The organism is Flavobacterium defluvii (genome assembly GCF_900129555.1).
GTDB lineage: Bacteria > Bacteroidota > Bacteroidia > Flavobacteriales > Flavobacteriaceae > Flavobacterium > Flavobacterium defluvii.
This window is the reverse complement of sequence record NZ_FQWC01000002.1, coordinates 250,447-269,011: the sequence shown is the minus strand read 5'-3', so window position 1 is coordinate 269,011 and position 18,565 is coordinate 250,447. Positions and strand designations below refer to the sequence as shown.

13 protein-coding genes are annotated in these 18,565 nt (G+C 33.1%); 5 read left to right on the top strand and 8 right to left on the bottom strand.

Features of this window, described 5'->3' with window-relative positions; genetic code table 11:
- Positions 1–34: 34 nt before the first annotated feature.
- From BUC29_RS05325 to dnaK, 8 genes are all read right to left on the bottom strand, one after another.
- On the bottom strand, positions 35–934 hold the full coding sequence (locus BUC29_RS05325) for a LamG domain-containing protein (RefSeq protein ID WP_073414094.1): 900 nt from the start codon (positions 932–934) through the stop codon (positions 35–37).
- Between the two features lie 18 nt (positions 935–952).
- The gene (locus tag BUC29_RS05320) at positions 953–2,407 is read right to left on the bottom strand and encodes a RagB/SusD family nutrient uptake outer membrane protein (protein ID WP_073414092.1); all 1,455 of its coding nucleotides are present in this window, start codon (positions 2,405–2,407) and stop codon (positions 953–955) included.
- 4 nt (positions 2,408–2,411) lie between these two features.
- Positions 2,412–5,432 carry a SusC/RagA family TonB-linked outer membrane protein gene (locus BUC29_RS05315; protein WP_073414090.1) on the bottom strand — a complete coding sequence of 1,007 codons (3,021 nt, stop codon included), beginning with the start codon at positions 5,430–5,432 and terminating at the stop codon, positions 2,412–2,414.
- 244 nt (positions 5,433–5,676) lie between these two features.
- The gene (locus BUC29_RS05310) at positions 5,677–8,421 is read right to left on the bottom strand and encodes a helix-turn-helix and ligand-binding sensor domain-containing protein (protein WP_073414893.1); all 2,745 of its coding nucleotides are present in this window, start codon (positions 8,419–8,421) and stop codon (positions 5,677–5,679) included.
- A gap of 98 nt (positions 8,422–8,519) precedes the next feature.
- Positions 8,520–9,704: an acetate/propionate family kinase gene (locus BUC29_RS05305; protein WP_073414088.1), complete on the bottom strand. Its 1,185-nt coding sequence runs from the start codon at positions 9,702–9,704 to the stop codon at positions 8,520–8,522.
- A gap of 67 nt (positions 9,705–9,771) precedes the next feature.
- Entirely contained in the window at positions 9,772–11,865 is a 2,094-nt protein-coding gene (gene pta / locus BUC29_RS05300) for a phosphate acetyltransferase (protein ID WP_073414086.1), read from the bottom strand.
- A gap of 44 nt (positions 11,866–11,909) precedes the next feature.
- The gene (corA, locus tag BUC29_RS05295; RefSeq protein WP_073414084.1) at positions 11,910–12,983 is read right to left on the bottom strand and encodes a magnesium/cobalt transporter CorA; all 1,074 of its coding nucleotides are present in this window, start codon (positions 12,981–12,983) and stop codon (positions 11,910–11,912) included.
- Between the two features lie 190 nt (positions 12,984–13,173).
- Positions 13,174–15,060, bottom strand: a complete 1,887-nt coding sequence (dnaK, locus tag BUC29_RS05290) for a molecular chaperone DnaK (protein ID WP_073414082.1) — start codon at positions 15,058–15,060, stop codon at positions 13,174–13,176.
- A 359-nt stretch (positions 15,061–15,419) separates the two neighbouring features.
- On the opposite strand from dnaK, the gene BUC29_RS05285 reads away from it, so the two are divergent.
- Genes BUC29_RS05285 through BUC29_RS05265 form a run of 5 tightly spaced genes read left to right on the top strand, consistent with a single transcriptional unit; the run spans position 15,420 to position 18,559 of the window.
- Positions 15,420–16,688 carry a Na+/H+ antiporter gene (locus tag BUC29_RS05285; protein ID WP_073414080.1) on the top strand — a complete coding sequence of 423 codons (1,269 nt, stop codon included), beginning with the start codon at positions 15,420–15,422 and terminating at the stop codon, positions 16,686–16,688.
- A 20-nt stretch (positions 16,689–16,708) separates the two neighbouring features.
- Complete coding sequence (locus BUC29_RS05280) at positions 16,709–17,116, top strand: RDD family protein (RefSeq protein WP_073414891.1); 408 nt, start codon at positions 16,709–16,711, stop codon at positions 17,114–17,116.
- A 10-nt stretch (positions 17,117–17,126) separates the two neighbouring features.
- Entirely contained in the window at positions 17,127–17,588 is a 462-nt protein-coding gene (locus tag BUC29_RS05275; protein WP_073414078.1) for a hypothetical protein, read from the top strand.
- Positions 17,589–17,605: 17 nt separating this feature from the next.
- Complete coding sequence (locus tag BUC29_RS05270; protein ID WP_073414076.1) at positions 17,606–18,067, top strand: SRPBCC family protein; 462 nt, start codon at positions 17,606–17,608, stop codon at positions 18,065–18,067.
- Positions 18,068–18,121: 54 nt separating this feature from the next.
- On the top strand, positions 18,122–18,559 hold the full coding sequence (locus BUC29_RS05265) for an acyl-CoA thioesterase (RefSeq protein WP_057122622.1): 438 nt from the start codon (positions 18,122–18,124) through the stop codon (positions 18,557–18,559).
- Positions 18,560–18,565: the final 6 nt, after the last annotated feature.

Sequence of the window (18,565 nt, the reverse complement as noted above, 5' to 3'; positions counted from 1 at the left end):
CCGGATTTTTGCTCCAGGTGTATATTAAAAAAATTTACCTTTTGTCTTTTTCTAATTTGTAAAGAGCTACCACTTCATTATCAGTAAGAGCTGCATCATAAATTCTAAATTCATCCATTAAACCCGTGTAATGAAGCATCCATCCATCAGGATTTCCCCATGGAGCTCCCAAATGCTGTTGATAACCTCCAATGATAAATTTAGAGACTTCAGAATTCGCTAATTCTCCGTAAGGACCTCCTCCAGTTGCAGGATCGCTAGCATATCTTTTTGAGATAGAAGCAGGTATATCTAACTTTTGACCATCAATATAAATGCTGTAAGTAGAACTTGTACCGTTGTAAGTCCAAACTACATGTTTCCATGATCCAAACATATTAGGCAAAACATTTGCTCCTCCATGCTCAATAAATTGTCCTGACCAAGGAATACTAGGTGTAACATCTTTTTGAATATGGTTTTTCAATAACATTGTTGTTGCTGGTCCTGTTCCTTCAATCAGTGTAAAAATATTTCCCCAGAAATCTGTTTTCTTAGGAAGCATAAACAATGACTGGGCTCCACCTGTATGTGGATCAGTTTTAATCCACATCGAAACTGAAATACTTTTTAAGTTTACAACAGAATTTGCAACAGTGTTATAACTGATAAAAGAGCTTGCAGAGCCTTGGTAAGCTTCTCCTTTTATACCTGTTCCATAAGTAACATTTGTTGCAGATCCGTCAGTTATGCTGTTTTTTGAATCGGCAATATTACCATCAAAACTAAATTTAGATACTAAATGCGCTGCAGCAACTTCATCTGAATTTTCATATCCTCCAATTGACTCATACGGAATTGGACTGTTTACCTTATCAATACTATCTTCGCAACTAGCAAAAAATGCTGAAGCTAAAACGGAAGAAAGTAATAAAATAGATTTATTTTTTTTCATGTTTAATATCTTTTAGAATTAATAACCAGGGTTTTGAGCTGACAATCCATCAGCTTGTTTAATGAATGATGCCGGGATAGGGAATAATTCATTTTTACCTTCTGTAAAAGTTTTTCCGTCGACAGCAAATGCTGCTTTAGCCTGACCTGTACGTACTAAATCAAAAAATCTATCATGCTCAAAAGCCATTTCTACTCTTCTTTCTCTCCAAATTGCTGTTCTAATATCTGCTTGTGAAGAATAAGTTGTATTTGCTAAACCTGCTCTATTTCTAATTTGGTTTAATAACGGAATAGCATCAGAAGTTTGTCCTAATTCATTTAAAGCTTCAGCTTTCATTAAGAGAACCTCAGCATATCTCAAATATTTAATATCAACATCTGTTTCCCAAGCACTTGTATATAATGAAGAATATGCTTTGTAGTTGTATCTTTCATTCTCTACTGTATTTGGAATCACTCTTCCATCGTATAAAGTCTGGCCTCTAAAAATAATCGTAGCTGCTTTTCTAACATCACCCGGCTCATAAGCATTTACTAAGCTTTGAGATGGTGTATTAAATCCCCAACCCCAACCACCAGTACCACGAGCACCTTGTGTGTTAGAGTAACCTTCGATTCCTTTTGCTGGTACAGCACCCTGAGCATAAATTTCAAAAATAGATTCTGAATCAAATTTTCCAGATGCTCTGTACATTGAAGCATAATCACTTACGATAGAATAACCCGTAACCTTATTAGCATTATCAATTACTTGCTGCCATTTCTTTTGGTATAAACTTACTTTTGCTAAAAGTGCATAAGCAGCTCCTTTTGAAGCTCTTGCTCTGTCATTTGCTCCATAAGCTGTTTTTTCAGGTAATGCTGCAATTGCATCATTCAAATCAGCTTCAATAAAAGCGTAAACTTCTGCAGAAGTTTTACGTGTTAACTGCATAATTCTATCTGACTCATTTCCAGGAACTGGTAAATGATCTACGATTGGCACCCCTCCATAACATTTTACTAAAGTAAAATACATAAAGGCTCTTAAAAATTTAGCTTCACCAGCAAGTCTGTTTCTTAGATTGGCATTTACTTTATCTAGTTTTGGCAGCATATTTAAAGCCTGGTTACATTTATTAATTCCATCGTAATTAGCAATAAATGTACTTTCAGCAGAAGGATTAGAAGCATTATAAGTCAATGCATCCAATACGTCTTTATCAGTCCCTGTATCACCTGCAGAGGATCCTTTGTCAGCATCATCAGATGTAATACTTGATAATCCGATCCATCCAAAAGAGGTCATATCCCAATTTAAGAATTTGTTGTAAATCGCTGTTACGAACTGAGTAGCTCCAGCTTCATTATTAAACAGCTCTACATCGTCTGTCGAAATAGATTCTGTTTGGTCTACATCTAAATAATCGTCTGCACATCCTGTAAAAAAGAACGCTGATAATACAAACGCTGCTATATATATCTTTTTCATTGTATTAAAATTTTAAGTTAGCACCAACTACAAATGATCTTAATGTCGGATAAGCATCAAGCTCAACTCCCTGAGTACCGTAAGGATTTCCATCTCCATTTAACTCTGGTGAGAATCCTGAGAATTTTTGTGTAATAAATGGGTTAATAGCATTTACATAAATTCTACATGCATTAATGAAACTGTTTTCTTGTAATGGCAGTTTGTATCCTAATGTAATATTATTGATTCTAAAGAAATCACCTGACTCTAAATAGTAAGTTGAAGCAACTGGTACTTGATTGAATGGTGCAGGATTTGAAGCTGTTATATTATTTGGTGTCCAAAAATCTGTTGCAATTGAATTTTCGATGTTTTCTCCGTAAAAACGCTGTGCTTTTTTACCATTGTATACTTTTGCACCACCTGTACCGTAACCATCTACAGAAAAATCAAAGTTTTTGTAATTAAATCCTACACTAACTCCGTAATTTGTTTTTGGTAAACTTGACCCTACATATTTTTTATCGGCAGTAGCACTTAAAGCATCCTGAGTTACTTTATCACCAGCTGCATTATAATACAACATCTTTCCTGTTGCTGTATCAAAACCAGCATATTGGTAAATATAAAAACTTCCTAATGGCTGACCAACAGTAGTATTATCCAATAATTTAGTATCCTGACCGTTACCTAATCCTCCTCCAATAACTGGTGATAAAACAACATTTTTTAAACCAGTAAGTTCGTTTTTATTTTGAGAAAAGTTACCTCCAATCCAATAACTGAAATCATCATTGATTTTATCATCCCAACGTAAAGAGATTTCGTATCCTTTGTTAGATACTTCTCCAACGTGTGCAGGTGAAGCTGTAGTAATTCCTGATGACATGTATGGTTTTGTATTTAAAATTACATTATTAGTATTTTTATCATACACGTCAAATGTTCCTTTTAATCTGTTATCTAACAGTTCGATATCAAAACCGGCAGAAGTTTCTTCTGTGATTTCCCAAGATAAACTTGGATCGATTTGAGAACTAATTGTTGTTCCTTCATACAAAATAGAACCTCCTAAGTAAGCATTTAAACCAGAAGTATACCCTTGGCTGTTAAGAGGTACATTTTGATTTCCTAATTTACCCCAGCTTCCTCTTAATTTTAATAAATTAACTACTTTAGAGTCTGCTAAGAAAGCTTCTTTAGAAATAATCCATCCAGCACCAAAAGCCGGGAAAGTTCCCCAACGATAACCTTTTGCAAAGTTTGAAGATCCGTCACGTCTAACAGTTCCCGTTACTAAATATCTATCCATTAATTTATATTGGAAACGACCTAAGTAAGAAGCTAATTTTGTTTCGTTGAAAACCTCATCTTTATAACTTGTTACATTAGTAGCATACTCAACATCTTTTAGAGACCAATAATTAGAATCTTCATTTACATTCTTTCTTTTTATTGTCAATTTCTCTCTTGCTCCTTTTACATAAGTTTCAACACCTGCTGTAACTTCAATGTCGTGAATTTCGTTGAATACCTTATTATAAGTTAAGTAATTAGACAAACTCCAGTTATAATATTGCTCTCTTCCTTTTGTCAATAAATTGATATTAGCAGTTGGAAATTCTTTTTCGTAATCACTTGATACTTTATTAGGATTTGCTGCTAGCCAAATATTTTTAGTGTCATCAAAATTATACTGTTTCCATGTATAATATTCTCCATTAAATTGAGAAGTAAATTTTAAAGAAGGTAAAATATCATAATCTAATTTCAATCCTCCTTGCAACATAACACTACGTTGTTGTTCGTCAAAGAAATCTAATTGAGCAACCGGATTTCCAACATTATTTATTGAGTTTCCTGTTTCACTTGCAAAACCGTCATCTCCTACACGAGCCACTCCATATTTACCATCAGGAAAAAACACAGGAACTACTGGTGATTGTTTGTAAGCATTAGTGAAAGCAGATAAAGGCTTAGGAGTAGACTTGCTTGATGTTAAACTGAAATTTTGAGTTAAAGTTAATTTCTTAGAAATTTTAAATTCATTATTATTTCTAAAAGTAGTACGGCCAAAATCTAATCCATTTAAAACTGCTTTTTCCTCATAATTTCCTAAACTAAAGAAATATTTGATGTTTTCAGTCGCTCCAGATATAGACACGTTATTTTGAGTATAACTTCCTGTTCTTGTAATTTCATCAAACCAGTCAGTATTAACAGGCTGATCCTGAGAGAATGTTGTAGACTGTAAAGCCGAATTTGTGTAATAAGCAAATTTATTACTACCTGCCATTTTTACTTTTTTAAGAGGAGATCTTACACCGCCAAAACTTTCAATTTCAACAGATACTTTATCTCCTTTACCTTTTTTAGTAGTAATAATGATAACCCCATTCGCAGCTCTTGTACCATAAATAGCCAATGCTGAAGCATCTTTTAAAATGTCATATGATGTAATATCATTAGTATTAATATTATTGATGTTTTCTGTTGCCATACCATCAACAATATATAGAGGTGTTCTTCCTCCTAAAGCAGTACCCAAACCTCTAATTACAACAGATGGAGTACTTCCTGGTAAATCAGAAGATGTCACTTGAACCCCCGCAGCTTTACCCTGAATAGCTTGTGAAGCATTTAATACTTTTGTTTTGGCAACTTCTTCTCCTTTAAGAGATGAAATTGCTGTAGTATTATCAATCTTCTTTCTTGTACCGTAACCAATTACAACAACTTCTTTTAAAGCGGTATCAGCTGCTTCTTTTAAAGTAATTGTCATTGGTGCGGTAGTTGCCGGCACAGAAACTGGATCAAAACCTAACATAGAGACTTTTAATATGTCTCCAGGTTTTGCATTGATGGTAAAGTTTCCGTCGAAATCTGCATCAGCAGTTGCTCTGGCATCGGATGAAGCAATCACTGCTCCCGGAATTCCCATTCCGCTGCTGTCAACTACTTTTCCTTTAATTGCCTGTACCTGCCCAGACATATACGCTGGCAGTAATAAGAGCACAAATAAGCTAAAAATAAAATTTTTCATACAGTTTGTAATCGTTTAAGTTAGTAGAGCCAAATTAAGCAATTACAACGTTGTAGTACATCAAAAACCACTACTACACAGCTACATCATTATGTTAAAATTTAAGCATATATTAATGATAATCAACACTATAAATGTTAAATAAATTTCCTTAACATAACGTTATGATGTAGTAATGATGTATTGTAATAATGTAAAATTTGATATGGAAAAATATAAATTCCTTAAAAAATAAATTCAAATCTTACAGAGTTAATAAAAACTTCGACAGATTTTCATCCTGAGTTAGATTTAATTTCTTTCGAAGACGATATCTGTGTAGTTCTACACCTCTAAAAGAGATATTCATCATAGGAGCAATTTCCTTTGAAGAAAGATTCATTTTTAGGTAAACACACAGTTTTATATCTTTTGGAGTGAGATTAGGATATTTTTTAGAAAGATTTATAATAAACTCATTATGTATTTGGTTAAGATTTGTTTCAAATATTTCCCATTCGTGTTTATTTACTTCATTTATTTTGATTGCTTTTTTAATTTCACTTTTTAGCTTATTAAAATCTTTCTCAGAATCGAGAATATTTTGAATATTCTCAATCATTTCACTTTGTTTGGCTATAGACAAAGATTTTCCTGCCACTTCAGATGACTTACTTTGAAGTTCTAGTTCTAAAATATGTTTTTCGTATTCCTGAATATTTAATTCATTCTCTTTTTTCAATTCCATTTCAAGAATTTCACGCTGATGTTTTAATTCTTCTGCCTGTAATTTTAATTTTTGCGTGTAACGAAGTTTATTCCATTTATAATAGAAAAATAAAACAGCTCCTATCACTAAAAGATAAAGGAAAATCATCCAAAAAGAAAAATACCAGGGCTGAGCAACTCTAAAATCAAAACTAGAAACTTTATCATAATTAGCTCCGTCATGTTTATAAATTACAACCGAATGCGAACCGCTGCTTAAATTATTTAGGACTATTTCTCCATTTGAAATTGGAATGAAATTTTTCCCTTTATTAATCTGATAGAATAAGTTTGGTTTGCTCGCACCATAAATTCCGGAAATAACATTTATTCGAAGTTCTGTATTATGCTTAATTTTTCCTTCATTTTCTAATAACTCATTATTATTGTAAGCTTCTACTTTTACTCCTTTGTTCTGTTTATTCTCATAACCTAACTGAAGTGAAATAAAACCATCATCAAGATTTAATAAATAATGATTCTGACTTCTAAAAATTCTAAGGTTTTCGTTAATGAGCTTTCCTTTATAATATTTCTCCTGAATAATATTCCAAACAAATTTATTTTCGTGAGAATAAATATGATACAAAATTCCATCCTGAAGTACCATAAAATGATCCTTGTCAATAGCAACAACATCTGATATATTTTTGAAATTGGTGTTGAATAATTCATTTTCTTCTAATTTATTTGAAATAGAATTAAACGTATACCATACATTATTAATCAGAAAAAGTATTTCATTTCTAAATTCAAAAATTTTTACACCAAAATCATTTGTAATTTTGCTTTGCTGGGTAATATTTTCAACCTTTTGAGTTTTAAAATTATCATCAAGAAAAACTCTGTAAAGTCCGCGATAATTATCAGCTGCCCAAATTTCATTCTTTTTATTCTGAGCAACATATTTAATTGGTTTTGAAAGATCATTAATTTTCAAACTCTGTGAAAGTTGTAATGCATCACTATATACCAGAACTCCGCTGTATGTAGACTGAAAGTAAGTATCATTAATTGTACTTTTTGATAAATTCCATCCGCCGCTTACGTTGTTTATTTTTGTTAAAACTCCATTTTCATAACAAAATGTTCCGTCATTATGGCCAATAACATATTTATTTTTAATCTTAGTAATATTCCATCCCTGCCCTTGTGTATTTGGAAACATTTTAAAATTACCTGAATCAAATTCAAAAATTCCGTGATTTGAAGCAATCAAATAACCTTTATCAATAGTAGCAACTGAATATACAGACCCTAAGATTCCAGAATTATCATAAAAGAATGAAATTGGAGAATTAACCTCAACGTGTGCAAGTCCATTATCAAGACCAAGCCATAAATCTTCTTCTTTATCGAAACCAATACTTAAAACCGAATTGTTCATTAAAACATTATTTCGGTCAATATTTTTAAAAGTATTAGTATTGAAATCATAAATAAAAACTCCTTTATTCCCTGTGCCAACAACAAGTTTATTGTTTTTAATGAATTTGGCAACATTAATTCCGTTTGATTTTAATGTTTCATTTAAAGGATTTGCCCAAGGTTTTAAAGTATTATTTTCAGCAATGAAAACTCCTTTTTTTTGTGTAAAAATATAGGTTTGTCCTTTGTATTTTTCGATGGCATGAACTACAGTGTTTTTTAAAATTCCCCAGCCTTTTGGGCTTGAAATTTTAGAACCATTCATTTTATAAAGACCTTTTTCTACCGAGGCAACATATAGATTATTATCAACTACAAAGCAGTAAGAGATTAAAAACGGAAACTGAATTTTTCGGATGTTTTTTCCATCATAAATAAAAACATCGTTGAAAGATTGAAAATACAGTGAACCATTAAATCTGAAAATTTTCCAGATTTCTTCATTATCTTTTTCAGCAAATAAGCGAAGATTTTTGGTAATAGAAACGTAACGCATTTTACCATTTTCCCGGTACCAATATCCAAATTCTTTGTATGAGCCTGAATAAATTCGATCTCCTTCAATTAAAATCGAACGAATGATCGTTTTATTTGGAAGAGAATATTTTTCCCAAACTACGCCGTCATATCGCAGCAAATAGTGATTGTTAGCAAAATACATTGCTTTGTCTTTACCCTGAGCAACATTCCAAATTTGATTATCGCCCTGGTAATCTGATTTATTATAATTTTCTACGAAAGGAAGTAATTCTTGTGCTTGAATATGAAAAGCAATGAAAAAGAAGAAAAATGATTTTAAAAGTATCGTTTTCAAGATATTCGGATTTAAATTCAAAGATACTGACAAATATTTAAACTAAAAGCATAAAAAAAGCTCCTGCTTAGAGGAGCTCATAAAAGTGTTTTCTTAATTTAATTCTCTAATAATTGATAAACCTGATTAGCAATTTCATATTCCTCATCAGTTGGAACAACTAAAACTTTTACAATTGAATTTGTTGAATTAATTTCTCTTATTTCTTTAGAACGAATTTGATTTTTTTCTTTGTCAATTTCAATTCCGAAATAATCCATATCTGTACAGATTAATTTTCGCATATAAGAAGAATTTTCTCCAATTCCAGCAGTAAATACAATTGCGTCTAATCCGTTTAAAGCTGCGGCATATGAACCAATTGTTTTTTTGATTCTATAGGCATTCATCAATAAAGCAAGCTGGCAGTCCTTGTTTCCTTCCTCGGCTTTTGCTTCAATATCTCTAAGATCGCTGTATCCTGTTAAACCAAGCATCCCGCTTTGTTTTAATAAAATAGAATTTACTTCATCCGGAGAGTAACCCAGGTTTTTTACCATATAGAAAATTACCGACTGATCGATATCTCCTGCTCGGGTTCCCATAACTAAACCATTTGCTGGAGAGAATCCCATTGTTGTATCTATACTTTTTCCATCTTGTACAGCAGTCATACTACAGCCATTTCCTAAGTGAATTGTTATTATTTTAGAATTCTTTTCTAAATAACCAATTGCTTTTTCAGAAACGTATTTATGACTCGTTCCATGAAATCCATACACGCGCACTTTATGCTCTGTCAAAAGATAATTTGGAATGGCATATTTATGTGCTTCAACCGGAATTGTCTGATGAAAAGCGGTATCAAAAACGGCAACTTGTTTTGCCGATGCAAAAATTTCTTCGGCTACATTAATTCCAACCAAATGAGCCGGATTATGAAGCGGAGCTAATTCTGAAAGTTCTTTTATTTTTTCTTTTACTTCATCAGTAATTATAGTTGTATCAGAGAAATAACTTCCTCCGTGAACCACTCTGTGCCCAACTGCGGCAATTTCTGAAGTTGATTTTATTACACCTTTTTCAGGATCAAGAAGCATATCTGCAACTTTCTGTAATCCTACTTTATGAGTAAGAATTGGCAGTATTTCTTCGTGAGAGTTTAACGCTGTTTTAAATGTAATGTTGGATGTTTCTAAACCAATTCTGTCAATCATTCCCGAACAAATTACTTCATTTGTTGGCATAACCATTAATTGGTATTTAATAGATGAACTTCCTGAATTTATAATTAGTATTTTCATTTTTTTAGAAGCTAAGATTCTAAGGTTTTAGTTTATTATTTAATTTTTAATTCTCAATTTTTATTGATTATAATCCTTGTGCCTGAATTGCCGTAATTACAACAGTATTAATAATATCATCAACTGTACAGCCTCTGCTTAAATCGTTTACAGGTTTATTTAAGCCTTGTAACATTGGACCGATTGCTAAAGCTCCGGTTTCTCTCTGCACAGCTTTATATGTATTATTTCCTGTATTTAAATCCGGGAAAATAAGTACGCTGGCTTGTCCTGCCACTTCAGAATCCGGCATTTTGCTTTTTCCAACGGCACGGTCTACAGCCGCATCATATTGAATTGGGCCTTCAATTTTCAAATCCGGGCGTTTTTGTTTTACAATTTCTGTAGCAGTTCTGACTTTATCTACTTCATCTCCTTTTCCTGATGCTCCTGAAGAATATGAAAGCATAGCAATTTTTGGTTCAATTCCGAAAGCTGAACTTGATTCTGCCGATGAAATCGCAATTTCTGCCAATTGTTCTGCAGTTGGATTCGGATTTATGGCACAATCTCCAAAAACAGAAACCCTGTCTTCTAAACACATAAAAAATACCGATGAAACTACAGATGAATTAGGTTTTGTTTTAATGAATTGAAGCGCTGGTAAAATCGTATGCTGCGTTGTGTGTGCCGCACCAGAAACCATTCCGTCGGCATGGCCTTTGTACACCATCATAGTTCCAAAATACGAAACATCTTCCATTAAATCCCTTGCCATTGTTATACTTACGTTTTTAGCTTTTCTTAACTCATAATACGTATTGGCATAATCTTCGTAAAGTTCAGATTCTATTGGATTAATGATATTTACTTTTGAGAAATCAAGCGAAATTCCCAATTCTGTTACTTTGCTTTCAATTTGTTTTTTGTCTCCAATAATCGAAATATCCACAACATCCATTGCCAAAAGTCTTGATGCTGCTATAATAATTCTATCATCGTTTCCTTCTGGCAGAACAATATGTTTACGATGCTGTCTGGCTCTTTTAACCATATTATATTGAAACATTTTTGGCGTCATGCCTTCTGCTTCAAAAGTGATTAATTTTTCAGCTAAAGCGTCATTATCAACATATTTTTCAAATGTCGTTATTGAGGTTTCAATTTTATGCGTGTTGTTAGCATAAATCTCTGATTTTATGGCTCCAATTCTGTTTGTAATGTGATAAGTTCCGCCATCAACAGCAATAATCGGAACAATAGCCGAAAGTCCTTCAATTAGTTTTAAAATACTTTCTTCGGGAACAATATTTCCTGTTAAGATGATTCCGGAAATGGTTGGGTAATTGGCAGATTCATTAGCTTGTAAAGCTCCCAGAATAATATCCGAACGATCTCCCGGTGTAATCACCAAAGCGTTGTTATTTAGATGAACTAAATAATTATGCAATTGCATTGCTCCCACACTAAAATGACCAATTTCATTGTTCAGATAATTTTCTCCAAACAAGACTTTTGCATTCAGTTCGTTTACAATTTCCTGCATGGTTGGATTGTTTAAACTCGAAATAAGCGGAATTGTATTAATTAACACGCTTGGCGGCAAGCTTTTTTGAAGGCTTTTGGTAACCAGTTCAATATTTTCCGGCTGTACTTTATTGGCAAATACAGATAAAACTTCAACTTCTTTTACCTTAAAAGAATCGTAAACAAGATATAAACTGTCAACCAGTTCTTCTAAGGTTTTTCCAACTCCCGAGCCAATAATAATGGTTGGAATTCCGAGATTTTTTGCTATTAAAACATTCAAATCCAGTTCGATTGAAGTACCTTCTCCTGTAAAACTTGTTCCTTCAACTAAAACAAAATCGAAACGTTCTTCAAGCTTTTTATATTTTTCAATAATTAAGTCTAAAACCTCACCTATCTTTCCCTTATTTTTCTTTTTAATCAATTTACTTTTTGTGATAGCATAAGCATCTTCAAAATGAATATCGAGATTAAAATAAGACAAAACTGTCTCAATGTGATTATCAACCTCTCCGTCAACAAAATCTTCAATTATTGGTCTGAAATACCCCACTTTAGCCGTTTTACCAATCAAAATACTCATCAAGCCAAGAGTAATAATCGACTTTCCGCTGTTTTGATCGCTTGTGGCTATATACACCGCCTTACTCATAATTTTTTATATTAATTCGAAATTTTTCATATCTGAAACAAACATTAAAACCAACGTCGTTTCTTGAAATAGATTATCAACCCTATAACCAACAAAAACATGACAGCCATAACGACAAAATAACCATTTTGAGTTTTAAGTTCCGGCATGTTTTCGAAGTTCATTCCATAAACCCCAACGATAAATGTCAGCGGAATAAATATGGCTGAAATAATAGTCAAGGTTTTCATGATTTCATTCATTTTTCGGCTTTGTTCCGAAAAATAAAAATTTGAGGCACTTTCTAATGCGCTCATGTCTGATTCTATCTGCTCTAATAGCTCTAAACTTTTTTGATGAAGTCGGATAAAGAAATTAAATGTTTCTTTCTGAATCAAACCATTTTCGTCTTCGTCGTCTTTTTTAGTTTTTAAATAATACAATGAATCACGAAGCGGAACAATCGAACGTTTTAAAAAGTTTAAATTATCACGATGGTTTTCGATTTTTTCTAAAATAACCGGATCAGCGCCTTTTTTGGTCATATTGATTAAATCTTCAATCTTATCTTCTTCATTTTCAATTGTAATGTAGAAGTTTTCCATTACAGCATCCAAAAGAAGATATAATAGATAATCTACTTTTTTAGTTCTTACAATTCCGGCATGAGTTCTAAGACGCTCTCTAATGTGGGTGAAAAAATCGCTTCGCTTTTCCTGAAACGAAATTAAAATTCCTTCTTTTAGAATAAAACTGATTTGCTCTACACTAATATTATCCGAATATTCAGAAGGCAAAAGTGATTTAATATTAAAAAATAAAATGTTTTGCTGTTCTTCTAACTTTGTTCTTTTAGTTGTATTTAGAATATCGGCAAGTAAAAAATCGTCTAATTTAAAATGTGCACCAATTGTTTTAAGTAAACTAATATCGTTTAAACCGTGAACATTAAGCCAGTTATTTTTAGAATAATCAAAACAGGAATTTAAAGCCAGAACTGTAAACTTATCATACTCAACAACATCAGTATCATCATATACAAAAAGCTGCATTTCGGTTTCGTGTTCTTTATGCGAGCCCGTATATTCTAAAGTTATGTGCTGAAGCTTTCTTCCCTTTTTGTATTTAATCTTTCTCATTCAAAAAAATTTACAATAGTAATATTACGAAAAAGAATCTGAATGGGAAATGACAATTGTCATTTTGATCGGAAAGATTTAATAAATAGATTGATTCTAAAAAAGTAATCTTTTTACTACTTTTTAAGTTTAAATCCAAAAAAAAACCGAGTCATTTCTAACTCGGTTTTTCATTATGGTTAAAGAAGAATTATTTTACTTCTTCGAATTCAACGTCTTCAACATTGTCTCCAGACTGCTCTTGTTGTGGAGCAGCTTGTTGACCTGCTTGATCACCACCTTGAGCATACATTGCTTCAGTAGCTGTTTTCCAAGCTGCATTTACATTGTCTAATCCTTTTTGGATTGCATCAAGGTCTTGAGATTGGTGCGCCATTCTCAATTCAGTTAAAGCATATTCGATAGCTGTTTTTTGATCGTCTGTCAATTTATCTCCCAATTCTTTCAATTGACTTTCAGTTTGGAAAATAGTACTGTCAGCTTCGTTTAATTTCTCAGCTCTTTCTTTTGCAATTCTATCTGCATCAGCATTAGCTTCAGCATCTTTTTTCATTCTTTCGATTTCTTCAGCTGTTAATCCAGAAGAAGCCTCGATACGAATATCGTGAGATTTTCCAGTTCCTTTATCAGTTGCAGAAACTTTGATGATACCATTAGCATCGATATCGAAAGTTACTTCGATTTGAGGAACTCCTCTTGGTGCTGGCGGGATACCATCTAAGTGGAAACGACCGATAGTTTTGTTATCAGCAGCCATTGCTCTTTCTCCTTGTAATACGTGGATTTCAACAGATGGTTGAGAATCAGCAGCAGTAGAGAATACTTGAGATTTTTTAGTTGGGATAGTTGTGTTAGCCTCAATTAATTTAGTTAAAACACCACCCATAGTTTCGATACCTAAAGAAAGAGGCGTTACGTCAAGTAACAATACATCTTTTACATCTCCAGATAAAACTCCACCTTGAATAGCAGCTCCAATAGCCACAACCTCATCAGGGTTAACACCTTTAGAAGCTTTTTTACCAAAGAATTTTTCAACTTCATCAGCGATTCTTGGCATACGAGTAGAACCTCCTACAAGGATTACTTCGTCGATATCAGATGTCGATAAACCTGCATCCTTTAATGCTTTAGCAACTGGCTCCATAGAACGTTTTACTAAAGAATCAGATAATTGCTCAAATTTAGCTCTGGTTAATTTTTTCACTAAGTGTTTTGGTCCAGAAGCAGTAGCAGTTACGTAAGGTAAGTTTACCTCAGTCTCAGCAGAAGAAGATAATTCAATTTTAGCTTTCTCAGCAGCTTCTTTTAGACGCTGTAATGACATTGGGTCTAAACGTAAGTCAATACCTTCTTCAGATTTGAATTCGTCAGCTAACCAGTCAATAATAACTTGGTCAAAGTCATCACCACCTAAGTGAGTATCACCGTTTGTAGATAATACTTCAAATACACCGTCTCCTAATTCAAGAACAGAGATATCAAAAGTACCTCCACCTAAATCGTAAACAGCAATTTTTTGATCAGTTCCTTTTTTGTCTAATCCGTAAGCAAGTGCAGCAGCAGTTGGCTCGTTGATGATACGCATAACTTTAAGACCAGCGATTTCACCAGCTTCTTTTGTAGCCTGACGCTGAGCATCGTTAAAGTAAGCAGGAACAGTAATAACTGCTTCAGATACTGTTTGACCTAAATAGTCTTCAGCAGTTTTTTTCATTTTTTGAAGTGTCATTGCAGACAATTCTTGTGGAGTATATAAACGACCATCAATATCCACACGTGGAGTATTATTGTCACCTTTTACCACTTTGTAAGGAACTCTTTTTGCTTCACCTTCAGTTTCTGCAAAAGTGTGTCCCATAAAACGTTTAATAGAAGCAATCGTTTTTGTAGGATTCGTTACTGCTTGTCTTTTTGCAGGATCACCTACTTTAATTTCGCCACCTTCAACAAAAGCGATGATAGATGGTGTAGTTCTTTTTCCTTCTGCGTTAGGGATAACAACTGCTTCGTTACCTTCCATTACAGAAACACAAGAGTTCGTCGTACCTAAGTCAATTCCGATTATTTTACCCATTTTTTATATATTTAATTTTGATTTAAATTTTATAACTCAGGTGGCATAAGTCAATCTTTGTGCCAATATAAAAAACCAAAGTAAAATGTCAGTTTTGCTATTGGCACACGAATAATCATCTGACAACATGACATTTTTAAAGACTGACAACTGTCGTATAATATTATAAATATGTCATAATTAAGGAGCTGTTTCCCGCTATCCGCTATATCTTTTATGCCGAACCCCGGCACAAAAGGATGCCGCTTCTATCGGGGCTAGGACATTCGTTTTCATTAGAACATTTGCTCTTACCTAATCAGAATAATTTTTAATTAAATATTGAATTAAGTACATTAGCATTTTTCTAAATCCAAAAAATGGAAAATTACAGCATCATTATATTTATACTTGCCATCGTAATTGGTTTATCTGCCTTTGCTGATAAAGCAAAACTGCCCTACCCGATTCTTCTGGTAATTGTCGGAATCGCAATTGGATTTATACCAACAATGACAGAAATCCAGATCAATCCGGAGATTATCTTTTTGATATTCCTGCCTCCATTATTATATGATGCTTCGTTTAATATTTCGCCCAAAGATTTCAAAACTAATCTTAATACAATCAGCACACTTGCGATAACTTTGGTTTTCCTAACAACATTTTGGATTGCCGTTGTAGCACATTATATGATTCCAAATATAACCTGGCCGCTGGCGTTTGTAATTGGTGCAATACTTTCTGCAACCGATGCCGTTGCCGCAGTAAGCATCACAAAGGGACTCGGAATATCACATAAAACCATAACTATTCTGGAAGGCGAAAGTCTTATAAACGATGCATCAGCACTTGTTGCCTATCGTTTTGCAGTTGCTGCCGTAATGGGATCTGCTTTTGTGATTTGGAAAGCAACTCTGCAGTTTATTTTGCTCTTAGGAGGTGGTTTTCTTGTTGGTATGATAATCGCTAAAATCCTTGCCTTTATATTAAAAAGAGTACATAAAAATACAAATGTAACCATCAGCTTCATGCTGTTGATGCCATTTGTAGCGTATCTAGTTGCAGAACAATTTCATGTTTCAGGAGTAATAGCTGTTGTAGTTTCCGGCTTGTCAATTGCTCGTTTTAGCAAAAAAATATTCCCCGAAAACTTAAAAAACAGTTCCCGAAGTCTTTGGGATATCATTATCTTTTTATTAAACGGATTAATCTTTATTTTGATTGGTCTTAATTTCAGATATGTATTAAAAGATATCGAAAACGATATGCTTCTGCCTTATATCGGCTATGCATTTATCATTACGATTGTGACATTGTTGATCCGGTTTGTTAGAATTTTTCTTCAAAAAATCAATCTCCAGAAAGCTTTCAAAAAAACTCGTAATGGAAAAAGAAAAGTCAGCGAAGATGCTCTTCTGGATTTTAACAACAGTATAATTTTAGGATGGTCTGGAATGCGTGGTATTGTATCTCTTGCCATTGCCATCGGACTTCCGAGAGTTTTGGAAGACGGCAGTCCGTTTCCTGAACGAAATACAATTATATTTATTTCTGTGGCAGTAGTATTAATAACTCTTATCGGACAAGGACTTACACTTCCGTGGATAGTAAAAAAACTAAACACACGAAAAGAAGTTCAAAATTAAGTACATTCGTAAAAAAAACTATGAATGAAAAATACCCATTAGTATTAGACCGAATACAATCAACATTAATTGATTCTGTACTGATAATTGCCTGCATGATTGTTATTTCGGATGTTTTATCAAGTTTTAAAAATGTTCCGGATTCTTTAAGAATGGTTTTGCTGATATCCCTGTTTTTATATGAACCAATTGCAACAACATTTGGCGGAACAATTGGAAATCATATAAAAGGAATCAGAGTTCGAAAAAACTCAAATGAAGACATGAAAATTAATATTTTTCAGGCATTTATTCGATATTTCTTAAAGCTATCATTAGGCTGGCTTTCTTTTATTACAATTTTCTCAAGTAATAAAACAAGAGCAATTCATGACGTAATAAGCGACACAGTAATGATAAAAATTGAACCAATCCAGATCAAAAAATAAATAAAAAATAATGAGCGAAGAATTACAAAGCCAATTTGAAGAATTTGAAAAACCTGCTGTCATCCGAAGAAAACTTTTACCATGGTGGATTAAAACTTTTTGCTGGATTTTTATGATTATGGGAGTTTGCAGTATAGGAGCAGTAATTGCAAGTGCTTTTTTAACCAACGTAAGTTTATCTCTTTACGGCTTCTCCAGCAATACAGCATATTCTGGAGTTGGAATGTTTATAATTGCAGTAATCATATTTAAAAGCTTTGCTGCTTATTCTTTATGGTTTGAAAAATCAAACGCCATAATAATTGCTAAAATTGATGCCATTATTGGAATTGTCATTTGTATTGCTTCAATGTTTATGAACACACCCGATAATGGAAATCTTTCTTTGAGATTAGAAATTCTTCTATTAATTCCTTATTTTATCAAAATAAATAAAATTGAATACGAATGGGATAATTTAGAAACCATTTAATTTAAAACTTTAAAAAAATGACTTCAGAAATTCTTTCTACAACACCAGATTCAGAGATTGTTACGACAAGAATTCTGAATTTTCCGCAAGAGATTGTTTTTAAAGCGTGGAGCGATCCTGAGCATTTAAAAAACTGGTGGGGGCCAAAAGGATTTACCAACACTTTTCATGAATTTAATTTTTGTGAAGGCGGAAAATGGAGTTTCATCATGCATGGCCCCGAAGCGGGAAATTATGCAAACGAATGTGAATTTATAAAAATAGAAAGACCCAATTTAATAGCCTGGAAACGTCATTCTAAACCGCTTTTTCAAATCCTGACAACTTTTGAAACCGTTGGCGAAAACCAAACAAAAGTGGTTTTTAAAATGCTTTTTGAAACCGAAGATGAATGCCAGAAATTGAAACCTTACGTGGTCGATAAAAATGAAGAGAATTTTGACAAGCTTGAAGTAGAATTATCAAAAATGAAACTTTAGCAAACTCATTTTTTATTCGTAATTTCGGTTTCTCATTAAAATTATAACTATAAAATGGCTTCATTTACAAAAGAAATTTCTTTTCGCTGGTCAGATCTTGACCCAAATTTTCACGTTCGTCATAGTGCTTATTACGATTTTGGTGCACAGCATCGTATCGAAATCCTTGAAGAACTTGGCCTAACTTTAAAAGTGATGCAAACACAAGGTTTCGGACCTGTTTTATTTAGAGAAGAATGTGTTTTTAGAAAAGAATTAAAACTTTCAGATAAAATATTTATTCATACCAAAACATCAAAAATGAAAGCCGATGCTTCGCGCTGGTCAATCATTCACGAATTTAGAAGAGAAGATGATACACTTTGTGCAACCATAACGGTTGACGGTGCATGGATGGACACGAAGTTGAGAAAACTAGCTTCTCCAACTCCCGAGATTGCAATTCAGGCATTAAGCATTTTTCCAAAAAGTGATGATTTTGTTGGATTGTAAAACAAA